25 protein-coding genes are annotated in these 22671 nt (G+C 66.3%); 3 read left to right on the top strand and 22 right to left on the bottom strand.

Annotated elements, in window-relative coordinates:
• Positions 1–41: 41 nt before the first annotated feature.
• From era to FHT32_RS09780, 18 genes are all read right to left on the bottom strand, one after another.
• A complete protein-coding gene (gene era / locus FHT32_RS09865; RefSeq protein ID WP_176664457.1) occupies positions 42–1016 on the bottom strand; it encodes a GTPase Era in 975 nt (324 codons plus the stop codon).
• Positions 1017–1024: 8 nt separating this feature from the next.
• Positions 1025–1711 carry a ribonuclease III gene (gene rnc, locus FHT32_RS09860; protein ID WP_176664456.1) on the bottom strand — a complete coding sequence of 229 codons (687 nt, stop codon included), beginning with the start codon at positions 1709–1711 and terminating at the stop codon, positions 1025–1027.
• A gap of 17 nt (positions 1712–1728) precedes the next feature.
• A complete protein-coding gene (locus FHT32_RS09855) occupies positions 1729–2097 on the bottom strand; it encodes a DUF4845 domain-containing protein (RefSeq protein ID WP_126022651.1) in 369 nt (122 codons plus the stop codon).
• 38 nt (positions 2098–2135) lie between these two features.
• Entirely contained in the window at positions 2136–3107 is a 972-nt protein-coding gene (lepB, locus tag FHT32_RS09850; protein ID WP_176664455.1) for a signal peptidase I, read from the bottom strand.
• A 7-nt stretch (positions 3108–3114) separates the two neighbouring features.
• A complete protein-coding gene (gene lepA, locus FHT32_RS09845; RefSeq protein WP_176664454.1) occupies positions 3115–4926 on the bottom strand; it encodes a translation elongation factor 4 in 1812 nt (603 codons plus the stop codon).
• Positions 4927–5448: 522 nt separating this feature from the next.
• The gene (locus FHT32_RS09840; protein ID WP_176664453.1) at positions 5449–6930 is read right to left on the bottom strand and encodes a DegQ family serine endoprotease; all 1482 of its coding nucleotides are present in this window, start codon (positions 6928–6930) and stop codon (positions 5449–5451) included.
• 93 nt (positions 6931–7023) lie between these two features.
• Complete coding sequence (locus tag FHT32_RS09835) at positions 7024–8103, bottom strand: MucB/RseB C-terminal domain-containing protein (RefSeq protein ID WP_176664452.1); 1080 nt, start codon at positions 8101–8103, stop codon at positions 7024–7026.
• Between the two features lie 25 nt (positions 8104–8128).
• On the bottom strand, positions 8129–8803 hold the full coding sequence (locus FHT32_RS09830; RefSeq protein ID WP_176664451.1) for a sigma-E factor negative regulatory protein: 675 nt from the start codon (positions 8801–8803) through the stop codon (positions 8129–8131).
• Positions 8804–8820: 17 nt separating this feature from the next.
• Positions 8821–9492 carry an RNA polymerase sigma factor RpoE gene (rpoE, locus tag FHT32_RS09825; RefSeq protein ID WP_256098954.1) on the bottom strand — a complete coding sequence of 224 codons (672 nt, stop codon included), beginning with the start codon at positions 9490–9492 and terminating at the stop codon, positions 8821–8823.
• Positions 9493–9502: 10 nt separating this feature from the next.
• The gene (locus FHT32_RS09820) at positions 9503–9985 is read right to left on the bottom strand and encodes a hypothetical protein (RefSeq protein ID WP_176664450.1); all 483 of its coding nucleotides are present in this window, start codon (positions 9983–9985) and stop codon (positions 9503–9505) included.
• A 13-nt stretch (positions 9986–9998) separates the two neighbouring features.
• Positions 9999–11243: a beta-ketoacyl-ACP synthase II gene (gene fabF / locus FHT32_RS09815; protein ID WP_019654120.1), complete on the bottom strand. Its 1245-nt coding sequence runs from the start codon at positions 11241–11243 to the stop codon at positions 9999–10001.
• Positions 11244–11342: 99 nt separating this feature from the next.
• Complete coding sequence (acpP, locus tag FHT32_RS09810; protein ID WP_007830471.1) at positions 11343–11582, bottom strand: acyl carrier protein; 240 nt, start codon at positions 11580–11582, stop codon at positions 11343–11345.
• 99 nt (positions 11583–11681) lie between these two features.
• The gene (gene fabG / locus FHT32_RS09805) at positions 11682–12425 is read right to left on the bottom strand and encodes a 3-oxoacyl-ACP reductase FabG (protein WP_093205043.1); all 744 of its coding nucleotides are present in this window, start codon (positions 12423–12425) and stop codon (positions 11682–11684) included.
• A gap of 27 nt (positions 12426–12452) precedes the next feature.
• Entirely contained in the window at positions 12453–13406 is a 954-nt protein-coding gene (fabD, locus tag FHT32_RS09800; RefSeq protein WP_176664449.1) for an ACP S-malonyltransferase, read from the bottom strand.
• 60 nt (positions 13407–13466) lie between these two features.
• On the bottom strand, positions 13467–14444 hold the full coding sequence (locus FHT32_RS09795; RefSeq protein WP_126022640.1) for a beta-ketoacyl-ACP synthase III: 978 nt from the start codon (positions 14442–14444) through the stop codon (positions 13467–13469).
• Positions 14444–15541, bottom strand: a complete 1098-nt coding sequence (gene plsX, locus FHT32_RS09790) for a phosphate acyltransferase PlsX (RefSeq protein ID WP_176664448.1) — start codon at positions 15539–15541, stop codon at positions 14444–14446. Before plsX ends, FHT32_RS09795 begins: the two co-directional genes overlap by 1 nt.
• Before the next feature lie 61 nt (positions 15542–15602).
• Positions 15603–15785, bottom strand: coding sequence for a 50S ribosomal protein L32 (rpmF, locus tag FHT32_RS09785; RefSeq protein WP_007830466.1), 183 nt, complete (start codon positions 15783–15785; stop codon positions 15603–15605).
• A 170-nt stretch (positions 15786–15955) separates the two neighbouring features.
• Positions 15956–16513 carry a DUF177 domain-containing protein gene (locus tag FHT32_RS09780; protein ID WP_176664968.1) on the bottom strand — a complete coding sequence of 186 codons (558 nt, stop codon included), beginning with the start codon at positions 16511–16513 and terminating at the stop codon, positions 15956–15958.
• 91 nt (positions 16514–16604) lie between these two features.
• On the opposite strand from FHT32_RS09780, the gene FHT32_RS09775 reads away from it, so the two are divergent.
• Genes FHT32_RS09775 through FHT32_RS09765 form a run of 3 tightly spaced genes read left to right on the top strand, consistent with a single transcriptional unit; the run spans position 16605 to position 19116 of the window.
• Positions 16605–17186 (top strand): nucleoside triphosphate pyrophosphatase, encoded by a 582-nt coding sequence (locus FHT32_RS09775; RefSeq protein WP_176664447.1) that lies wholly within the window; start codon positions 16605–16607, stop codon positions 17184–17186.
• Entirely contained in the window at positions 17183–17956 is a 774-nt protein-coding gene (locus tag FHT32_RS09770) for an SAM-dependent methyltransferase (RefSeq protein WP_176664446.1), read from the top strand. The genes FHT32_RS09775 and FHT32_RS09770 overlap by 4 nt, the downstream gene beginning before the upstream one ends.
• A 2-nt stretch (positions 17957–17958) precedes the next feature.
• Positions 17959–19116 carry an MFS transporter gene (locus FHT32_RS09765; protein ID WP_176664445.1) on the top strand — a complete coding sequence of 386 codons (1158 nt, stop codon included), beginning with the start codon at positions 17959–17961 and terminating at the stop codon, positions 19114–19116.
• A gap of 114 nt (positions 19117–19230) precedes the next feature.
• Here the strand turns inward: FHT32_RS09765 and FHT32_RS09760 are convergent, their stop codons facing one another.
• From FHT32_RS09760 to FHT32_RS09745, 4 genes are read right to left on the bottom strand one after another with little or no spacing between them, the layout of a single operon-like run.
• Positions 19231–20247, bottom strand: coding sequence for a S49 family peptidase (locus FHT32_RS09760; protein WP_176664444.1), 1017 nt, complete (start codon positions 20245–20247; stop codon positions 19231–19233).
• 1 nt (position 20248) lies between these two features.
• Positions 20249–20620: a Rieske 2Fe-2S domain-containing protein gene (locus FHT32_RS09755; protein ID WP_176664443.1), complete on the bottom strand. Its 372-nt coding sequence runs from the start codon at positions 20618–20620 to the stop codon at positions 20249–20251.
• Positions 20621–20634: 14 nt separating this feature from the next.
• On the bottom strand, positions 20635–21306 hold the full coding sequence (locus tag FHT32_RS09750) for an HAD family hydrolase (protein WP_176664442.1): 672 nt from the start codon (positions 21304–21306) through the stop codon (positions 20635–20637).
• Positions 21299–22396 (bottom strand): RluA family pseudouridine synthase, encoded by a 1098-nt coding sequence (locus FHT32_RS09745; protein ID WP_176664441.1) that lies wholly within the window; start codon positions 22394–22396, stop codon positions 21299–21301. Before FHT32_RS09745 ends, FHT32_RS09750 begins: the two co-directional genes overlap by 8 nt.
• Positions 22397–22671: the final 275 nt, after the last annotated feature.

The following is a 22671-nucleotide window of genomic DNA, read 5'->3' as shown; positions in this document are numbered from 1 at the left end:
GGGTTGGCGGCTACGCGAAGCGAGCAAGCCTGGGGGTTTGCCTATTCATAGCCGAACGAGCGCACGCGGGCTTCGTCGTCGGCCCAGCCCGAACGTACTTTCACCCACAGCTCGAGGAACACCTTGGCGTCGGCCAGCTTCTCGAGCTCGACGCGGGTTTCCATGCCGATGCGCTTGATGCGCTCGCCCTTGTCGCCGATCACCATGGCCTTGTGGCCGTCGCGCTCGACCACGATGGTGGCGGCGATGCGCAGCAGGCGCTTCTGGCCCTTCTTCTGCGGCGGCTCCTCGTCGAACTTGTCGATGACGACGGTCGAGGTGTAGGGCAGCTCGTCGCCGGTGAGGCGGAAAAGCTTCTCGCGCACCAGTTCGCCGGCGAGGAATTTCTCGCTGCGGTCGGTCAGCTCGTCCTCGTCGTAGAACCAGGGCTGCTCGGGCAGGTATTTCTCGCAGATGCCGAACAGGCGCTCGACGTCTTTCGGGTTCTTGGCGGACATCGGCACGTATTCGGCGAACTCGTGCTTCTCCTGCATGCTCTTGAGCCAGGGAGCGATGTCGCCGCGGCGGTGCACGTTGTCGAGCTTGTTGGCCAGCAGCACCGTCGGAATGCCCTTGCCGAGCAGCTTGAGCACGCGCTCGTCGGCCGGCGTGAAGCTGCCGGCCTCGACCACGAACAGGATCAGGTCCACGTCGCCGACCGCGCCCTGCACGGTCTTGTTGAGCGACTTGTTCAGCGCGTTGGCGTGCAGGGTCTGGAAACCCGGCGTGTCGACGAACACGAACTGCGTGGCGCCCAGCGTGCGCATGCCGGTGATCCGGTGGCGCGTGGTCTGCGCCTTGCGCGAGGTGATGCTGATCTTCTGGCCGACCAGGGCGTTGAGCAGCGTCGACTTGCCCACGTTGGGCTTGCCGACGATGGCGATGAGGCCGCAGTGCTGGGGGCCTTGGGGACCAGCGGTACCCTCGCCGCCTTCGGCGTCTTCGGGTTCCGCTACGGGATTGATAGCGTCGTTCATTCTGGATTTCACGCGCCGCCGCGTGCCTTGAGCCGGATCAACATGGCCGCCGCGGCAGCCTGCTCGCCGGCGCGGCGCGAGCCGCCGATGCCGCGTTCGCGAAGGCCCAGTTCGGGCACTTCGCACTCGACATCGAAAGTCTGCTTGTGCGCTGCGCCCAGTGTGGCGGCCACGCGGTACACCGGCAGCTTCATTTTGTGACCCTGCAGCCATTCCTGCAATTCGGTCTTCGGGTCCTTGGCCGCGGCTTCCATGCGCGGGTTGATCTCGACCGACTCGTAGAGCCGGTGCACCAGCGCCTGGGCGGCGGCAAAACCGGCGTCGAGATACACCGCGCCGATCAGCGCCTCGAGCGCGTCGGCCAGGATCGATGGCCTGTTCGGACCGCCCGAACGGGCCTCGCCCTCGCCCAACCGCAGCAGCGGCGACAGCGCCAGCCCCACGGCCAGGCGGTGCAGGGTGTCCTGCTTGACGAGGTTGGCCCGCACGCGCGACAGGTCGCCCTCCGGCAGGGCCGACAGGCGCATGTAGAGCAGGTGCGATACAGCCAGGTTCAGCACCGAGTCACCGAGGAACTCGAGGCGCTCGTTGTGGTCGGCCGAGAAGCTGCGGTGCGTGAGCGCGAGCTGCAGCAGCCGCGGATCGGAGAAGGTGTGCTGCAGGCGCGCCTGCAACGCGGCCAGGCTGCCGTCCACCTTTTTGGGTGCCGTGTTCAGCGGGTTTCGCCCTTGTACTTGAGCGTCAGGTAGGCCGGGCCGAAGAGCGGGATCTCGCGCTCGTACGAGTACGAAACCACCACCTTGTCGCCGACCTTCTTGATCTCGAGGTCCTTGCCGCTGACCGACTTGAAGTCGTCGATGGCCTGGGCCCGATCGAAGATGGCGCGCACTTCGGGCACGGTCGTGCCCTCCTTGGCCTTGTTGGCGGCCTTGTCGATGGCCTGCCACTCGATCAGCGTCGGGATGACCTGCGCGATGACCACGCCCAGGCACCCGAGCACGGCTGCGACGAACACCAAGCCGATGAACGAAATGCCACGTTGCTGCGCAGCGCTGCTGCGAACGGACCGATGTGCTCTCATGCCCTCATACCCCTCGAACCAAGCTTGTTGGCTATTGCTTATTGAAACGGACCGATGCGTCCCAGGTCACCGAAGTTCATCCAGACGAAGAAGGCCCTGCCCACGATGTTCTTGTCCGGCACGAAGCCCCAGAAACGCGAATCGGCCGAATTATCGCGGTTGTCGCCCATCATGAAATAGTTGCCGGGCGGGACTTTGCAGACCACCCCTTCGGCCGTGTAGCGGCAGTTCTCGATGCCCGGGAAGTTGAAACCACCCGCGCCGGGAATGAACGACGGCGTGGTTTCGTCGTTGAGGATCTTGTGCTCCTTGTCGCCCAGCTTCTCGTCGTATTGCTTGAGCAGGCGCATCGACTCGCTGTCGAGGTAGTCGGCGGCCGGGCTCTTGGAAACCGGCTGGCCGTTGATCGTGAGCTTCTTGTTCAGGTAGGCGACCTCGTCGCCGGGAACGCCGACCACGCGCTTGATGTAGTCCATGCTCGGCTTGGGCGGGTAGCGGAACACCACCACGTCGCCGCGCGCCAGCGGCGTGCCTTCGGTGATCTTGGTGTTGACCACCGGCAGGCGCAGGCCGTAGGTGAACTTGTTGACCAGGATCAGGTCGCCGGTCAGCAGCGTCGGCATCATCGAACCCGACGGGATCTTGAAGGGCTCGTAGAGGAACGAGCGCAGCAGGAACACCACCAGGATCACCGGGAACAGGCCGGCGGTCCAGTCGAGCCACCAGGGCTGCATCAGCAGGCGCTCGCTCGCCTTCGCATCGGCCGTGTCGACCTGCTTGATGCCCTGCTCGGCCAGGCGCGCATTGCGGTCGATCAGCGAGGCCTCCAGCTTTGCGGCGGCCTGCTCGCGCCGGGGCAGGAAGTAGAAGCGCTCGGCCAGCCAGTAGAGGCCCGTGATCACGGTGGCCAGGAACAGCAGCAAGGCGAAGTTGCCTTCGATCGCGTTGAAGTACCAGGCGCCGACATAGGCGGCGAAGGCCGCGAGGACCAGGGAGGTGATGAATGCCATTTTTCGATCAGTCTTCGACTTGCAGAATGGCGAGGAAGGCCTCTTGCGGGACCTCGACGGAGCCGATCTGCTTCATTCTTTTCTTGCCCGCCTTCTGCTTCTCGAGCAGCTTCTTCTTGCGGGTGATGTCGCCGCCGTAGCACTTCGCCAGAACGTTCTTGCGAAGGGCCTTGATTGTCTCACGCGCAATGATGTTGACCCCGATGGCGGCCTGGATCGCCACGTCGAACATCTGGCGCGAAATGATCTCGCGCATCTTCGAGACCACCGCCCGGCCGCGGTACTGCGACTGGGTGCGGTGCACGATGATCGACAGCGCGTCGACCTTGTCGCCGTTCAGCAGGATGTCGACCTTCACCACGTCGGACGCGCGGTACTCCTTGAACTCGTAGTCCATGGAGGCGTAGCCGCGGCTCACCGACTTGAGCTTGTCGAAGAAGTCGAGAACGATCTCGCCGAGCGGCATCTCGTAGGTCAGCATGACCTGGCGGCCGTGGTAGGCCATGTTCATCTGCACGCCGCGCTTCTGGTTGGCCAGCGTCATGACGGCGCCGACGTATTCCTGCGGCATGTAGAGGTGCACGGTGACGATCGGCTCGCGGATTTCCGCCATCTTGCCGACCTCGGGCATCTTGGATGGGTTCTCGACCATGATCACTTCGCCGTCGTTCCTGACCACCTGGTAGACCACGCTCGGCGCGGTCGTGATCAGGTCCTGGTCGAACTCGCGCTCCAGGCGCTCCTGCACGATTTCCATGTGCAGCAGGCCGAGGAAGCCGCAGCGGAAGCCGAAGCCGAGCGCCTGGCTCACCTCGGGCTCGTAGCGCAGCGACGAATCGTTGAGCTTGAGCTTCTCGAGCGCGTCGCGCAGCGAGTCGTACTCGCTCGCCTCTGTCGGGTAGAGGCCCGCGAACACCTGTGGCTGGATCTCCTTGAAGCCGGGCAGCGCCTCGGTCGCCGTTGCCGCGGCGCCGCCGGTACCTGGCTTGATCAGCGTGACGGTGTCGCCGACCTTGGCCGCCTGCAGCTCCTTGATGCCCGCGATGATGTAGCCCACCTCGCCCGCTTCGAGCGAATTGCGGGGTTCGTTGGCCGGCGTGAAGACGCCGATGCTGTCGGCGTTGTACATCGCACCGGACGCCATCATCTTGATGCGATCGCCCTTCACGAGGCGGCCATCGACCACGCGCACCAGCATGACGACGCCGACGTACGGGTCGAACCAGCTGTCGACGATCATCGCGCGCAGCGGGCCATCGGCGTTGCCGCGCGGCGCGGGCATGCGCGCGACGATGGCTTCGAGGATCTCGTCGATGCCCACGCCGGTCTTTGCCGAGCACGGGATCGCATCGGTCGCGTCGATGCCGATCACGTCTTCGATTTCGGTGCGCGCGTTGTCGAGGTCCGCGTTGGGCAGATCGATCTTGTTGAGCACCGGCACCACCTCGACGCCGAGGTCGAGCGCGGTGTAGCAGTTGGCCACCGTCTGCGCTTCGACGCCTTGCGATGCATCGACGACGAGCAGCGCGCCTTCGCATGCAGACAACGAACGGCTCACTTCATACGAGAAGTCGACGTGGCCCGGCGTGTCGATCAGATTGAGGTTGTAGACCTGCCCGTCGCGCGCCTTGTAGTGCAGCGCCGCGGTCTGTGCCTTGATGGTTATCCCACGCTCTTTTTCGATGTCCATCGAGTCGAGAACCTGCGCTTCCATCTCGCGTTCCGCGAGGCCGCCGCAACGCTGGATCAAACGGTCTGCGAGCGTCGACTTGCCATGGTCGATGTGCGCAATGATCGAGAAATTTCTGATGTGATTCATCAACGGGAACGCTTAAGTACTTGAATTGGCTCGTACGCAGAGTGCGACAGGCAAGAAAAAAGGGCGCGTCTTCTGGAGACGCGCCCTGAACCAACAAGCAATGGCAACTGCAGTAGTTGGAGCTTCATTGTAGGCAAAAAGGGAAGCGCGTACATCCAGGAACGGGGTCCAAAGGGGTCGTTGCAGGTCCACAACATCAAAGATATGAACAGGTTATCAACAGGATCGGTGAAGCAGTTACTGAACAACTTGTGGGCGATCTGTGGAGCACCGGTGGACTGCCATCTGACATCTCGCATCGTGAAGGCCGGGCCATTCTTTATGCGCCGACCAGCCGCCGAGGGTGTCCTATTCTACCGAAATCCGTCCTTAGGCCTTCTGAAAGTTAGTGAACGCAAACAAAATCAGGCATTTTCGACGCCTCCGATTTTTTTAGAGGCCGGCGTCAGAACGTCGTAAACACCTCAAAAAAACGGCCCCAAACCCGACTGCCGGGTGGGGCCACTTGACGCCAGGGCCGGATCAGCGTGTCTGCCGGATCAGCGCGTACTGCGCCCAGTCGCCGCGCCGAAACAGGATGCTGAGCGACTTGCCCTTGTCGGACTTGGCAACGGCAGACTCGAATTCGCGCGCATTCGACACCTCGACATTGCCGACCGCCATGATGATGTCGCCCTCGCGCAGGCCCGCACGGGCCGCGGCGTCGCTGGCGGCATCGACCTTCACGCCGCCCTTGACCTTCAGCTCCTTCTTCTGCGCATCGGTCAGATCACTCACGGCCAGGCCCAGCGACTTGGCAGCAGCCGATGCCGGCGGCTTCTGTGGCTGCTCGTCGCGGTCGCTCGCGCGCTTGCCGGGCTTGTCAGGCTCGATCTCGGCGATGGTCACGCTGAGATCGCGCGAGGCACCGCGGCGGAACACCGTGAGCGTGCTCTTCGTGCCCGGCTTGGTGTTGCCCACCAGGCGTGGCAGGTCGCTCGGCTTCTCGATCGGCTTGCCGTCGAACTTGGTGATGACGTCGCCCGGCTCGACACCCGCCTTCTCGCCCGGCGAGCCCGCCTCGACGCCGCGCACCAGCGCGCCCTGCGCCTTGCCCAGGCCGATGGCCTCGGCCACGTCCTTGGTGACCTGGTCGATCTGCACGCCGATGCGGCCACGCGAGACGCGGCCCGAAGTGCGCAACTGGTCGCTCACGCGGATCGCCTCGTCGATCGGGATCGAGAAAGAGATGCCCATGAACCCGCCCGAGCGCGAGTAGATCTGGCTGTTGATGCCCACCACCTCGCCGCGCATGTTGATCAGCGGACCGCCCGAGTTGCCGGGGTTGATGGCCACGTCGGTCTGAATGAACGGCAGGTACTCGCCGGTGTCGCGCTGCTTGGCGCTCACGATGCCGGCGGTGACGGTGTTCTCGAGTCCGAACGGAGAGCCGATGGCCATCACCCATTCGCCCACGCGCAGCTTGGAGATGTCGCCGACCTTCACTGCCGGCAGGCCGGTCGCCTCGATCTTCACGACGGCGACGTCGGTGCGCTTGTCGGCTCCGACGATCTTGGCCTTGAACTCGCGCTTGTCGGGCAGCGTGACCAGCACCTCGGAGGCGTCCTCGACGACGTGCGCATTGGTCATCACATAGCCGTCGGGGGTCAGGATGAAACCGGAGCCGACGCCGCGCGGGCGCTCTTCCTCCTGCGGCTGCTGTGGACGATTCTGGCGCGGTCCCTGGCGCGGCTGTCCGGGCAGCGGCTGGCCGAAGAAGCGGCGGAAGAACTCCTGCATCTCCTCGTCCATCTCGCCGTTGCCGCCGCGCTGCACCACCTTCTCGACGGTGCGGATGTTGACGACGGAGGGGCCGACCTGGTCGACCAGGTCGGTGAAATCGGGCAGCGTGCGCGTCTGCGCGTGGACCGGCTCGGCCGGCAGGAATGTGGCGCTGGCGGTCAGCGCGAGCGCGCAGGCCATCAGGCCGGAACGAAACTTGTGTCCCTCGACTTTGAAGATCATCGGCTTTCTTTCAAAAGAACAGAGCGGCGAAAAACAGGTCTATGAGTCTGCGCCGTCGGCTTGGTTCAGCGCAATTGGCGCTTCTCAAGCCCATCAGCGCGTGCGCGCGAGACTTTGTGCGAATGCGTTGAGCGTCTGCTGGGGTACTTCGCCGACCGCGGTCAGCCACCAGTCGCTGGCAGGCTCGGGCAGGCGCCTGCGGATGGCGTTGGTCGCGCCGATGGTCAGCACGCCATCACGGGGCGAGCGCGCAGGGTCGTAGCGTTCGATGAAGAGCGACACCGAAGCAAGGCCATCGGAGAAGGTCCACTGGACCGTGGCCGCATCCTGCTTCGACTTGCCGCCGCCGTCGTCGCCCGCCACGGGACGACGGAAGAAGCTTCGGGGCTTGAATCCGGCCACGGGCGTGCGCAGGGTCCAGCCTTCGTCCTGCGCGCTGCTGCGCTCCAGTTCGAGCTTCTCGACGCGATAGCCCGAAGTGTTGGACATCATCTGGGCGAGCGCCTGCGCCTTCACCGGTGCATCGAGCTGCAGTTCGGAGAACGCCGATTGCTCCACCACGCGGGAATCGCTGTCGACGGTCTGGAGCTTCACCACCAGGCCGGAGCGGCGCTCGCTCCAGATGCGGTAGCCGAAGCGCAGCCCGTCATGAGGCACCAGTTGCACCACGTCGGCATCGAAGCCGGCGACCCGGTCCTTGCCGATCGCGCGCACGTCGTAGAAATCGCCGATGGACGAATCGGGCTTGTCCGGCAGGTTCGGGAAGAGATCGAGGTTCTCGCGCTTCTCGACCTTCACCACCTTCGCCTCCGGCAGGAAGGTCATGACGTTGCGGTTGCGCCGGAAGGTCGAGCGCGGCGGCCCCGACAGGGCCTCGATGCGTTCGATCTGGTGCTCGCCGTCGCGCACATGCCAGATGCGCGCGCTCGACAGGTCGCCGCCCGGCGCCGACACGACGAAGGTGCCCACGTAGTTGCGCTGCCGGGCGCCGGTGTGCATGCGCTGCAGCCACTCGGTCACGCTCATCGCCGGCGGCTCGTCCGTCTGCGCCGTCGCCGCGCTCTTCGCATTCGCGGTGCCCGAGCGGGTCTGCGCGGTGGCGGCCTGCGCCAGGCAGAAAGCGGCAAACACAAGCACGAAGGCGCGTGCGGAAATCGGCATCGGAACGGTCATTACGGGCAGCTGGAGGTACGCGCTCTCAGCGCGTCGGGCCCTCGAAGGTGGCATTGCGCAGGAAACCGGAAGGCATCTGCGAAGCGCCGCCAGCCTGCTGGTGCGCTTCGAGGAGCTGATCGAGACGAGGGTCGCGCAGCATCACCTGCGGGTTGCCGTTGCCCACGATCACGCGCGTCGGAGTCAGCGTACTGCTCGCAGCCTGCGGGCCGTTGACCGCGGCAGCCGCCAGCACCGAATTGACGGCCGGCTGCTGTTGCTGCTGGACGGAAGCCAGCTGCGCACCGCCCTGCTGCACGGGCGAGCCGTTGCCGACCAGGGTCCAGCTGATGGCGGCAACAGCCATCAGCGATGCGGCGCCCGCCACCAGCTTCCAGCGGAACACCGGCTCGTTGGCCGCTTCCGCCCTGCGCTGCACGGGTACCGCCACCGGAACGGCGACGGGCTCCGACACCGGGGCCGCCATCACCGGCTCCGCCGCCAGCCGCTGTTGGAAGCGCGCCAGGAACGCGGAGGTATCGCTGCACGGCGAATGCGAACCGGAACGCAGCACGTCGCCCACCACGTGGTAGGCCTGCCAGGTCGCGCGCGATTCGCCTTCGGCGCAGGCAGCCTCGATCGCCTGCGCGAACGCCTCGCCCTGCAAATGACCATCCGCAAGTGCGGACACCTGTTCCCGAACCGTCATCGTCTGATTCATTTCATTCACCTGCTTACTTACCAACGCTTGCCGGACTGGTTGTCCAGCAACGGCTTGACCCTGGCCGAAATGGCCTCGCGCGCCCGGAAAATACGCGAACGCACCGTGCCGATGGGGCAATCCATGACCTCGGCAATCTCTTCGTAACTCATGCCCTCGATCTCGCGCAGCGTGACCGCCTGACGCAGCTCGGCGGGGAGCGCTTCCATGGCTGCCTCGACGGCTCCGGCGATTTCGTTCGCCGCCATGACCGATTCGGGGGTTTCGTCGCTGGTTGGTTCGTTTCCGGGACGGTAAGTTTCATCCTCGTCCTCGGAAGAAGGCCTGAGCGCGGCCTCGGAAACGGTCGGATCGCGCTTCATGTCCACCAGCGCCTTCTTGGCGGTGTTGACGGCGATCCGGTAGAGCCAGGTATAGAACTGCGCCTCGCCGCGGAACTGGTGCAACGCGCGGTACGCGCGGATGAAGGTTTCCTGCGCGATGTCCTCGATCAGGTCGACGTCGCGCACCATCCGCCCGATCAGCCGCTCGATGCGGCGCTGGTACTTGATGACCAGCAGCTCGAACGCCTTCTGGTCCCCCGCGACGGTGCGCTGGACCAGCTGGAAATCGACGTCGCCCGGACGCGGCGCCACGGCGGGCGCGTCGGTCAGGCCGGAATCCGGCGGCACGGGCGGGGAAGTGGTCATCGAGGAAGGTTCAGGGCGCGTCGGCCGGAGCGGTCGCGCGCCAGGGGTCGGCTGCGCGGGCGGCAGCCGGGGGGCGCGAATATACCGCGCGACGCAGGTCGCGCCAGCGCTCCGGCATGAACCGCTGCTCGATCCAGATCCAGCGGCGGGCGCGGCCCGGCTCGCTGAGGCACAGCAGCATCAACGACTGGAAATCGAGCGCCACTGACGCCCGCGCCGCATGCACTCCGCGGGAGGCGCGGTTGCCCGTCAGCGACCAGAAGAGGCCGTCGAAGTGCAGGACGCCGGCGCCCTCCTGCCGCAGGCCGAAGCCCGCGGCCACACCCGCGAAGCCGACACTGAGGACGAGCAGCAGCTGGCGCCATCCGACGCTATCGAAGAGATAGCAGGACGCACCCGCGCAAAGCGCGCCCAGGGCCCAGAGAACGACAAGGATCCGGGTTGCGCCACGCGAGCGCCCCACCGGATAGGTCACCGACGGCGCGCTGTGCATGACAGAGCGACGCTCAAGCGCGCTTGAACACCAGCGTGCCGTTGGTGCCGCCGAAGCCGAAGTTGTTCTTGACCGCGACGTCGATCTTCAGATCGCGCGCCTCGTTGGCGCAGTAGTCGAGATCGCACTCCGGATCCTGGTTGAAGATGTTGATGGTCGGCGGGCTCTTCTGCTCGTGCAGCGCCATCACCGTGAACACCGACTCGATGCCGCCCGCGCCGCCCAGCAGGTGGCCGGTCATGGACTTGGTCGAGTTGACGACGAGCTTCTTCGCGTGATCGCCGAAAGCCAGCTTGACCGCATTGGTCTCGTTGACGTCGCCGATCTGCGTGGAAGTACCGTGCGCGTTCAGGTACTGCACCTGGTCGGCATTGACGCCCGCATTCGACAGTGCCATGGCCATCGAGCGGCGGGGGCCGTCGACGTCGGGCGCGGTCATGTGATACGCGTCGCCCGTCAGGCCGAAGCCCGCGACTTCCGCGTATATCTTGGCGCCGCGCGCCTTGGCGTGTTCGTACTCCTCGAGCACCAGCACGCCGGCGCCCTCGCCCAGCACGAAGCCGTCGCGGTCCTTGTCCCACGGGCGCGAGGCCGTGGCGGGATCGTCGTTGCGGGTGCTCAGCGCGCGAGGCGCGGTGAAGCCGCCGATGCCCAGCGGAGAGATGGTCGACTCGGCGCCGCCCGCGATCATCACGTCGGCGTCGCCGTACTCGATCATGCGAGCCGAGGTGCCGATGGCATGCAGGCCGGTGGTGCAGGCGGTCACGACCGCGATGTTCGGGCCCTTGAAGCCGTACTTGATCGAGACGTGGCCCGAGATCATGTTGATGATCGAGGCCGGCACGAAGAACGGCGACACGCGGCGCGGGCCGCGGTTCATCAGTTCACCGTGCGTTTCCTCGATCATCGGCAGGCCGCCGATGCCGGAGCCGATGTTGCATCCGATGCGCACGGCCTGCTCATAGGAGAGCGCTTCGCCGGTCGGCAGTCCGCTGTCCTGCACCGCCTGGATGGCGGCGGCAAGCCCCAGATGAATGAAGCGGTCCATGTGACGCGCTTCCTTCTCCGAGATGTATTGGGTGATGTCGAAACCCTTGACCTCACCTGCGAACTTGCAGGCGAAGGCGCTTGCATCGAACGCGGTGATGTTCGCAATGCCCGACTTCCCGGCCAACAGGTTGGCCCAGGATTCGGCAACGGTGTTTCCGACAGGAGCGATGCAACCGAGTCCGGTAACGACGACGCGGCGTTTGGTCATGCCGGCAAACCTTTCTGGAAGCGCTGAACAGTTGCCTGCCGGCGCGTGCGGTTCAAGAAAAAGCCGCCGGCCGCAGTTGCAATCTTGTCAGCTGGCCTATCAGGCCTTTTGATTCTTGGTGGCGTAGTCGACGGCGTTTTGCACCGTGGTGATCTTCTCGGCATCTTCGTCGGGAATTTCGATGCCGAATTCGTCTTCGAGTGCCATCACGAGTTCGACCGTGTCGAGAGAGTCGGCGCCGAGGTCGGCCACGAAAGCCTTTTCGTTCGTCACCTGGGACTCTTCCACGCCGAGCTGCTCGGCGATGATTTTCTTGACACGTGCTTCGATATCGCTCATTTGGTTCCCTCTGAGGGTTGTAGGTAATCGGTGGATTTTAGCCGGGCGCATTGTGGCATTTGCCGTGCCCCCGGGACGGAGAAAACTTGCGCCTTGCGGCTACATGTGCATGCCGCCGTTGACGTGCAGCTCCTGCCCCGTGACGTAGGACGCCTGGGGCGATGCGAGGTACGCCACCGCGTGCGCGATGTCGGCCGGCTTGCCCAGGTGGCCCAGCGGGATCTGCTGGAGCAGCGCCTGTTGCTGGGCTTCGGGGAGGCTGGCCGTCATGTCGGTCTCGATGAAACCGGGCGCGACGCAGTTGACGGTGATGTTGCGGCTGCCCAGTTCGCGGGCCAGCGCGCGGGTCATGCCCGCAACGCCTGCCTTGGCGGCCGCGTAGTTGGCCTGGCCGGCATTGCCGGATGCGCCCACCACGCTGGTGATGCTGATGATGCGGCCATAGCGCTGCTTCATCATCGGGCGGATCACCGCGCGCGAGAGCGAGAAGACGGCCTTGAGATTGGTGTCGAGCACCGCGTCCCAGTCGCTGTCCTTCATGCGCATGGCGAGCGTGTCGCGCGTGATGCCGGCGTTGTTCACCAGCACGTGGATGGCGCCGTAGGCCTGCACGATCTCGTCGATCAGGGCCTCGACGGCGGCGCCGTCATTGACGTCGAGCGCACGGCCGCGGCCGTCGTAGGCGCTCAGGGCGGCGGTGATCTTGGCCGCGCCGTCGTCGGTGGTGCCGGTGCCCACGACCTTGAGGCCGCGCTGGGCCAGCTCCAGCGCGATCGCCGCGCCGATGCCGCGCGTCGCGCCGGTGACCAGGGCAACCTGCCCTTCGAATTTGGGAATGCTCATAAGAAAAGTATGGAAGCCTTGGCGCCGTCAGCCGGCGAGCGATTGTCGGGTGTCCGCGAGCGTTGCCGGGTCGTACACCGACGCGGCTTCCAGATCGGGGGCGATGCGCTTCACCATGCCGGCCAGCACCTTGCCGGGGCCGCACTCGATGATGGCGGCTACACCGCGCAGTTTCAAGGCCTGCACGCTCTCGACCCAGCGCACCGGGCCGGCGGCCTGGCGCACCAGGGCGTCGCGGGTGCGGTCGACGTCGGTTTCGACGGCGACGTCGACGTTGTTCAGCACCGGAATCTGCGGCGCGGCCAATGTGACCGAAGCCAGCTTCTCGCGCAGCGCTTCCGCGGCGGGCTTCATCAGGCTCGAATGGAACGGGGCCGAAACCGGCAGCAGCAGGGCTCGCTTGGCGCCATTGGCCTTCAGCAGCTCGCAGGCCTTGTCCACCGCAGCTTTGCTGCCGGCGATCACGGTCTGCATGGGGTCGTTGAAGTTCACCGCCTCGACGACCTCGGCGCTGCCGGGGCCGAAGCTCGCCGTGGCCTCGGCGCAGCCAGCCACCACCTTGCTCGACTCCATGCCGAGCACCGCGGCCATCGCACCGACGCCGACAGGCACCGCCTGCTGCATCGCCTGCGCGCGGAAACGCACGAGCGGCGCCGCCTGCGCGAGCGTCAGCACGCCCGAAGCCACCAGCGCCGAATACTCGCCGAGCGAATGCCCCGCCACGACGGAAGGCGTTGCGCCGCCCTCGGCCAGCCAGGCACGCCATGCGGCCACACCGGCCACCAGCATCACCGGCTGGGTGTTCGTGGTGAGCGCCAGTTCTTCCTTCGGGCCGTTCTTGATCAGGGCGCCGACGTCTTCACCGAGCGCCTCGGATGCTTCGCGCAGCGTTTCGACCACTGCGGGGTGATCGCCCCAGGCGTCGAGCATGCCGACTGCCTGCGAGCCCTGCCCCGGAAAGACAAATGCAAAGGATTTCATTGTTTACGCGTCGTCTCGCATTGCCGGCGCCCTTCCAGGGCACCGCAACACACTAGCTAACTACAGATTCAACAGCACCGCGCCCCAGGTGAAGCCGCCACCCACGCCTTCGAGCATGAGCGTTTCGCCTTTCTTCACCTTGCCGGAGCGCACCGCCTCGTCGAGCGCCAGCGGGATCGACGCGGCCGACGTATTGCCGTGCTCGTTGACCGTGACGATCAGTTTCTCGCGCGGAAGCCTCAGCTTCTTCGCCGTGCCTTCCATGATGCGGATATTGGCCTGGTGTGGAATGAGCCAGTCGATGTCGGTGTCGACCTTGCCGGCCTTCGCCAGCGTGGCGCGCGCCGCTTCTTCCAGCACGCGGACCGCGAGTTTGAAGACGGCCTGGCCGTCCATGTGCAGCAGCGGCGTGCCCAGCACGTTGCCGCCCGACACATGGCCCGGCACGCAAAGAATGCCGACGTGCTTGCCGTCCGCATGCAGGTCGCTGGCCAGGATGCCGGGCTCCTCGCTGGCCTCGAGCACCACCGCGCCCGCGCCGTCGCCGAACAGCACGCAGGTGGTGCGGTCGTTGAAGTCGAGGATGCGGGAGAACACTTCGGCACCGACCACCAGCGCGCAGCGCGCGGTGCCGGTGCGGATCATCGCGTCGGCGACGGTCAGCGCGTAGACGAAGCCGCTGCAGACCGCCTGGACGTCGAACGCCGGGCAGCCGGCGATGCCGAGCTTGTTCTGCAGGATGGCGGCCGACGACGGGAACACCATGTCGGGCGTGGAAGTGGCGACGATGATCAGGTCGACATCGCTGGCCTTGCGGCCGGCGGCTTCCAGGGCATGCCTGGCGGCCTGGAGACCGAGGTCGCTGCTCGTGACGTCCGGTGCGGCGAAATGCCGGGCGTGAATACCGGTGCGCTCGACGATCCACTGGTCGGAGGTCTCGATGCCTCGCGTAGCCAGATCCTTGGCGAGATCGTCATTGGTCACGCGGCGTGGAGGCAGGTAGCTGCCGGTGCCGGTAATGCGTGAGTAAGGAGTCATCAAACGTGAAGGGCCGTCGCGTCGACCGGCGCCGCCGGTTCCTGCCGTGCGAGCAAAGGCGCGGCGTGGGCGATGCGGGCCCGCACGCGATCGAGCAGGTTGTTGCGAGCGGCATCATAAGCGCGATCCAGAGCATGGCCGAAAGCCACTTCGTCGGCCGAGCCATGGCTCTTGAAAACCAGCCCGCGCAGGCCCAGCAAGGCCGCGCCGTTGTACCGACGGTGATCCAGGCGACTTTTGAACGCTTTTAGGACCGGATAGGCAACAATTGCCGCCAGCTTGGTGAAAACACTCCGCGAAAATTCGACGCGAATGAATTCGCCGATCATCGATGCCACGCCTTCGCTGGCCTTCAACGCCACATTTCCGACAAAACCGTCACAGACGACGATGTCGGTCGTGCCCTTGAAAATATCGTTGCCTTCCACGTTGCCGTAGAAGTTCAGATCCTTGGAGTTGGCAGCCGTACGCAGCAGTTGGCTTGCCTTCTTGATCGTTTCGCTGCCCTTGATGGCTTCTTCGCCAATATTGAGCAGCCCGACCGAAGGCGCCTCATTGCCGGTCAGCGCCGACACCAGGGCCGAGCCGAGCACGGCGAACTGGAGCAGGTCTTCGGCGTCGCAATCGACGTTGGCGCCCAGATCGAGCACGGTCGTCGCCCCGCCCTTGGCATTCGGAAGCTGCGGCGCGATGGCCGGGCGATCGATGCCTTCGAGCGTCTTGAGCAGATAGCGCGCGATCGCCATGAGGGCGCCGGTGTTGCCGGCCGAGACGGCCGCCTGGGCGGCGCCGTCCTTGACCTGCTGGATCGCGACGCGCATCGAAGAATCCTTCTTCTTGCGCAGGGCGATTTCAACCGGGTCGTCCATGCCCACGACCTCGCTGGCGGCGACGATGCGGGCACGCGGGTGGGCGGCGAACCCCGCCAGCGCAGCCGGCGCGCCGACGAGCAGCAACGAAGCGTCGCTGTGCCGCTCGAGAAACGCGCGGCAGGCCGCGAGCGTGACGCGCGGCCCATGGTCACCTCCCATGCAATCCACGGCAAGCGTGATCGCGGAAGGCGCAGCGGTGTTTTCGGAGAAAGAAGGCGTAGCCATCAAAACAAAGGCCCGACGCTACGGCAAAAGTAGCTTCGGGCCTTGGCCTTGGGATGCGAAATCAGGCTTCGGACTTGTTCTTGAGCACCTGGCGGCCACGGTAGAAACCGTTGGGGCTGATGTGGTGGCGCAGGTGGGTTTCGCCAGTGGTCGGCTCCACGGCGATGCCGGGAACGACCAGGGCGTTGTGGGAACGGTGCATGCCGCGCTTGGAAGGCGACTTCTTGTTTTGCTGGACGGCCATGATGGCTCCTGGACTGTAAGGTTGGTGATTGGATGCGGGCTCAAGCGGTGGCGATACAAGAAACCGGGCGGCATGCATGGAATGCCCTTTTCCCCTTGGTCGTTTCGTGTACCGCTGCTCACGGCGGCGCGCGCGAAGCCCATGATTATAGCCCAGCCTGCGGGAAAGGGCTACTTTCCCTCTTCCGGCTTGCGCGAACGCAACGCGCCGAGCACTGCGAAGGGATTCGGCTTGGCCTCTTCGGCGGCCTTGAAGTCTTCGTCGCTCGACGAAAGCTGCACGGGCGTCGGACAGACGTCGTGGGCCGGCATGACGGGGATTTCCATCAGAAGCTCGTCCTCGATCAGGGCATGCAGGTCGAAATCCCGGCTGACGACGAGCAGGTCTTCCTCAGATTCCTCGTCTTCCGCCTCGGCGACTTCCTCGTTGGCCACGAAGCGGAACCAGCGATCCACGCCAAGCGAGGTATCCACCGGCGACAGGCAGCGCTGGCAGACCAGCGGCACGGTGGCCTCCGCCTCGAGGTGCATCCAGGGTACCGGCTTGCCGTCAGCGCCAGGGCGCTCCTCGCCATGGGCCGTCCAGTTCACCACCGCGTCGGGTGCGGGAGCGGCCAGTTCGGCGACCAGGCGTTCGTATTTCGGGACCGGATCGGCGGCTTCCAGCGTGGCTGCCGCAGCGGCGAAACCGGGCACATTGAGCCGTTCGGGGGCGAATTCTCTCTTCATCCGCGCCAGTCTAGCGCGCCGGCCGCCCTGTCGGCATGGGGGGAATGGGGCATGACCGAGGGTTTTGGACGCCTCACGCACAATCGCCCCCATGCAACGCACCGTGATCCTCGCCTCGACCTCGCGCTACCGCCGCGAACTGCTCTCCCGCCTGCACCTGCCCTTCGACGTGCACTCGCCGGAAGTAGACGAAACGCCATTGCCCGGCGAAACACCGCACGACCTCGCCGTGCGCCTCGCGCTCGAGAAGGCCAACGCCGTGGCCACCCGCTTTCCCGAAGCCGTCGTCATCGGCTCCGACCAGGTGGCCGACCTCGCCGGCGAAGCGCTGGGCAAGCCCGGCGACCACGCCCGGGCCACCGCCCAGTTGCGCCGCATGCGCGGCCAGACGCTGGTCTTCCAGACGGCCGTGGCCGTCGTCTGCAAGGCAACCGGCTTCGTCCAGCGCGACATCGCCCCCGTGCGCGTGGTGTTCCGCGACCTCGGCGATGACGCCATCGAGCAGTACCTGCAGGCCGAACAGCCCTACGACTGCGCCGGCAGCGCCAAGAGCGAAGGCCTGGGCATCGCGCTGCTGGACTCCATCGACAGCGACGACCCGACCGCGCTGGTCGGCCTGCCGCTGATAAGAACGTGCCGGATGCTGCGCGCCGCGGGGGTCGACCTCCTATGACGCAGAAGGAAAAGGGCAAGCTCTACCTCGTTCCCGCGCCGCTCGACTTCGGCTGCGAAGCGCAAGCCCCGCTGCAGGACGCCGTGCCGCTGGGCACCTTGCAGACCGCCGCCAAGATCACGCACTGGATCTGCGAGAACGCCAAGTCCGCGCGCGCCTACCTGAAGCGCATCGACGCCGTCGCGCCGCTCGCCGCCCCCCTGCAGGCGCAGAACATCCAGGAACTGCCGCGCGAAGTGCACAAGAAAGGCGATCACGCCGGCCAGTTCGACGCCCGACCGCTGCTCGCCGCAGCCCTCGAAGGCCACGACGTCGGCCTGATGAGCGAAGCCGGCATGCCGGCCGTGGCCGATCCGGGCTCGTCCGTGGCGCGCGCCGCGCACGACCTCGGCCTTGCCGTCATTCCGCTGACCGGCCCCGTCTCTCTGCTGCTCGCGCTGGCCGCAAGCGGGCTCAACGGCCAGAACTTCGCCTTCGTCGGCTATCTGCCGCAGGACGCGGGCGAGCGGCAGGCCCGAATCCGCGAGCTGGAGACGCTGGCGCTCAAGTCGGGCCAGACGCAGCTCTTCATCGAGACGCCCTATCGCAACGCCGCACTGCTGCAGGCGCTGGTGCAGACGCTGCAGCACAACACCCGCCTCGCCGTGGCGCGCGGACTGACGCTCGCCAACGCCCAGGTGCGCAGCGAGACAGTCAAGTCCTGGCGCGCCGTGAAGCCCCAGCCCACGACAGACGAACGCCTGCCCGCCGTGTTCGCGATCGGCCGCTGACCATGGTGGCCATCACTTCAGCCACGCGGTGGGCTTCGCGTGCGCAGTTCTTCGCAGCCGGCTTCATCTTCGCGACCTGGGGCGTGCACGTGCCCACGGTCAAGGCGCACTACGGCATCGACGAGGCACAGCTGGGCCTGGCCATGCTCGCAGCCGGCGCCGGCGCCATGTTCGGACTGACCAGCGCGGGTCGCTGGATCGGCCGCCACGGCCCGCGCCGCGTGGCCGGCATCTGCGGCACCGTTTACGCACTGCTGCTGGCCGGCCTGATCGTCATGCCGGGCTATGCCGCCCTGCTGCTCCTGCTGGCCGCGTTCGGGCTGGTGACCAGCGTGTTCGACGTGTCCATCAACACCGAGGCTGCACAGCTCGAACTTCACGGAGACACGCCGCTGATGAGCGGCATGCACGGCATGTTCAGCCTCGGCGGCATGGCCGGCGCCGCCAGCGGCAGCGCCGCGCTCGCGGCCGGCCTGGGTGCGCAGGCGCACCTGCTGCTGGTCGCGGCCGCGATGATGCTGCTCGTCGCCCTGGCCTCGCTGCGCATGCTGCCCCGGCCGGCTACCAGCGGCGCAACCGAGGTCGACCACGGCTTCCTGCTGCCCAAAGGCACGCTCGCGGTGCTGGGTGTGCTCGCCGCGCTGGGCCTGATCGCCGAAGGTGCCATTTACGACTGGAGCGTGCTCTATATGCAGCAGGAGATCGGCAGTCCGCAGCAACAGGCCGCGCTGGCCTACGCGAGCTTCTCGGCCGCGATGGCCGCCGCGCGCTTCGGCGGCGACGCACTGCGCGCCCGCTTCTCACCGGCTGCGCTGCTTCTGGGCAGCGGCCTGCTGGCGGCGGTTTCCATGGCGATGGTGCTCATCACCGACCTGCCCTGGCTGGCGCTGGTCGGTTTCGCCGGCGTGGGCGTCGGCTTCGCGAACGTGGTGCCAATCCTGTTCTCCGCCTCGGCAAAGGTGCCGGGCATCGAGCCCGCGCGCGGCATCGCGTCGGTCTCGGCCTTGGCCTATCTGGGGTTCATGGCGGGCCCGGCAGTGATCGGGCTGCTGGCGCGGGCGACCTCGCTGACGGCCGCGCTCTATGTGGTGGTGGTCTTCGCCGCGGCGCTGGCGGCATCGGCGCGCTACACGGCCGCTGGCAACCACACTAGCCAATAGGGAAACTGAATCCTTCGCGAAACACCGAGGAGCCGGCTTTGCCGGGCCTCTGGTGTTGCCCCCTGCAAGGGGGGTTGGCGAAGCGACACGAAGTAGTGCGCGAAGCCCGGGGGTCTACCTAAGCGCCGGGGTGGTGTGCATCAGGCGCACGGTGGTCTCGGCCATCGCCGCGCCGAACTTCTTGGCCAGCTTCTCGGCCACGTTGTCGCGCCGGGTGTAGTCGATCACCTCTTCGGCCTTGATCACTTCGCGCGCCACGTAGTCGACGTTGCCGAGTTGGTCGGCCAGGCCGTACTCGACGGCCTGCTCGCCGCTCCAGAAGAGGCCGCTGAACAGGCCGGGCGTGTCGAGCTTCAGGCGATCGCCGCGGCCGGCCTTCACCACGTTGATGAACTGCGTGTGGATCTGGTTGAGCATGGTCTGCGCGTGCGCGCGCTGCGCGTCGCTCATCGGGCTGAACGGGTCGAGGAAGCCCTTGTTCTCGCCGGCCGTCAGCAGGCGGCGCTCGACGCCGACCTTTTCCATCACGCCGGTGAAGCCGAAGCCATCCATCAGCACGCCGATGCTGCCGACGATGCTGGCCTTGTCGACGTAGATCTTGTCGGCCGCCGCGGCGATGTAATAGGCCGCCGAAGCGCAAGTTTCCTCGACCACGGCATACACCGGCTTCTTGTACTTGGCCTTCAGGCGCTTGATCTCGTCGTTGATGATGCCGGCCTGCACCGGGCTGCCGCCGGGCGAGTTGATCAGCAGCACCACGCCCTTGGCGCCCTCGTCCTCGAAGGCCGTCTTCATCGCGGCAACCACGAACTCGGCGCTCGCGTCGCCGCCGTTGGCGATCTCGCCCTTGATCTCGACGACGGCCGTGTGGGCCGTGCTCTTGGCCGCGCTAGGCGTGCTGCGCGAGAACGCGGCCCAGGCCAGGAAGACGAAGAAGGCCAGCCAGGCCAGTCGCGTGAAGGTCTTCCAGCGGCGCGCGGCCTTCTGTTCGTTCAGCGATGCGAAGGCAAGCTTCTCGAGAGTGGCGCGCTCCCAACCGGGACGCTGCGTGGGATCTTTGGCCATGTTCGTGGAAGGGGCCCGCTCAAATGGTTCGAACCCCGAGGGTTCGGTTCGGTTCGGGTCGGTCATGTCAGAAAGTCAGGGGGTGGAGGTTCCAGTCAGTATGCCAGTGCACCACGCCGTCATGCTCGCTCAGCGCGATCTTCACGAGGCCGCCGCGGCACGGGCCGCCCGCGCATTCGCCGGTGTCGGGCCTGTAGACCGCGCCGTGCGTCGCGCACAGCAGCCACTGGCCCGTGTCGTCGAAGAAGCGGTCGGGCTGGAAGTCGAGTTCCATCGCGACGTGGCTGCAGCGATTCAGGAACGCATGCGGCTGGCCCTCGAAGCGTATGGCGAAGGCCCGGCAGGTCTCGCCGCCATAGACCACGTCGAAGGGCACCGCCAGGCCGCCTTCGGCCAGGTCGGAGGCGTTGCACAGCGGAATGCGTTCCTGATCGCTCATGGCGGCATCTTCATTCAGGCGTTGTCGAGGAGCCAGCGTTCCAGGTCGGCCACCGAGTGCGCGACGTGCAGCGGCTTGAATTCATCGAAGCTCGCCGGCTCGTGCGCACCGTAGCTCACGCCCACGCTGGAGCAGCCGGCGTTCTGCGCGAGCTGCAGGTCGTGCGTGGTGTCGCCGATCATCAGGGTGCGCTCGGGCGGCACGTCGAGCTCTTCCATCAGCTCCAGCAGCATGCGCGGATGCGGCTTGCCGAAGGTTTCGTCGGCGGTGCGCGAGGCGTCGAAGCGGTCGCGCAGCGCGACGGACTTCAGCGCCTCGTTGAGGCCGCGGCGCGACTTGCCGGTGGCCACGGCCAGCTTGTGGCCGCGCTCGCGCAGCGCATCGAGCATCTGCAGCACGCCGTCGAACAGCACCAGGTCGTCCTGGTGCTGCAGGTAGTGATAGCGGTAGCGCGCGCCGAGCTCGGGGTATTTCTCCTTCGGCACGTCGGGCGCCGCGCGCGCGAGCGCCTCGGCCAGGCCGAGGCCGATCACCCAGGCTGCGTCGTTCTCGCTCGGCTTGGCGCCGCCGACGTCGATCACCGCCGCCTGGATGCAGCGCACGATCAGGCGGGTGGAGTCATAGAGCGTGCCGTCCCAGTCGAATGCGATCAGGTCGAAGCGTAGGGGTCTGTTGGAATCAGTCATGAGCCGTGGGAGTGGGGTGTCGGGCCATCGCCTCGAGGGCGGCTGGCGGCATCAGCGCGAGCAATTCGGGCGGCAGGCCAGCCTGCAGCGCCACGCGTTCGCCGCTGGCCGGGTGATTGAATTGCAGCCGCCACGCATGAAGGAACATGCGCCTGAGGCCGAGCTTGTGAAGCGCGCGCTGGCGCGCGGATTCGCCATATTTGTCGTCACCCGCGATCGGATGACCGGCCGAGGCGAGGTGCACGCGGATCTGGTGGGTGCGGCCGGTCTTGATCGTGACCGCCAGCAGCGACATCGGAGCCGACTCGCCCGGCAGCGAAAGCCGCGCGAGCACTCGCACCAGCGTGACGGCGCGCATGGCGTCCGGGTGATCCTTGGCGACCACGCGCACGCGGCGCTCGCCGGCGCCGGCCGAACCGTCGGGCAGCAGATATCTGGCAAGCGGCGCGTCGAGCACCTTCTTGTTGGCCGGCCAGTCGCCTTCGACCAGCGCCAGATAGGTCTTGCCGGTCTCGCGCTCGCGGAACTGGTCCTGCAGCGCGACCAGCGCGCTGCGCTTCTTGGCCAGCAGCAGGATGCCGGAGGTCTCGCGGTCGAGCCGGTGCACCAGTTCCAGGAATTTCGCCGCGGGCCGCGCCGTGCGCAGCTGCTCGATCACGCCGAAGCTCACCCCGCTGCCGCCGTGGACGGCCACGCCGGCCGGCTTGTCGACGGCCAGCACGAACTCGTCTTCGAGCAGCACCGGGAATTCGCGCGCCGGCGCGGGCGGGGCCGCATCCTCTTCCGCGCGCGGCGAGATGCGGATCGGCGGCAGCCGCAGCACGTCGCCGGCCTCGATGCGGGTTTCGGCCTGCGCCCGGCCCTTGTTGATGCGCACCTCGCCCGACCGGATGATCCGGTAGACGTGCGTCTTCGGAACGCCTTTCAGATGGCGGAAAAGGAAGTTGTCCAGCCGCTGCCCGGCGGATTCGGCGTCGACCGTGAGGAATCTGATGGCCGAATGCGGCGCCCCTGGCTCGCCTGAGGCCTCGCGGCCTGCGGGATTTCGAGCAGCCGCGGGGCTTTGCTTCGCACCTATAATGTTTTTCACCAGCGCGGTCGTGTAAGTGCTTGATTAGACAGAAGTTTAGTCCACTGCCATCAAATACCCAGGGCGGCGCAGGTAGGTCGATGCCGCTTTGGCGCCGAGCTGCAAACCCCGCGCAATCGCGCAAAGTGGCAGACCAGGCGCCCAAGTCAAGCCGACACCCACGAAACACCGATACGGAATACCCCAGCCTGCAGCTTCCAAGCTGTCGGCGGATCGAAGCGAGTCCCTTGTTGTGTTGATGCTGCTGATTCGAATGTGCCTGCACTGGCTTGCGC

The sequence above is a fragment of the Variovorax sp. SG517 genome, assembly GCF_013376045.1.
Classification (GTDB): Bacteria; Pseudomonadota; Gammaproteobacteria; order Burkholderiales; family Burkholderiaceae_C; genus Variovorax.
This window is presented reverse-complemented; position numbering and strand designations above follow the sequence as displayed.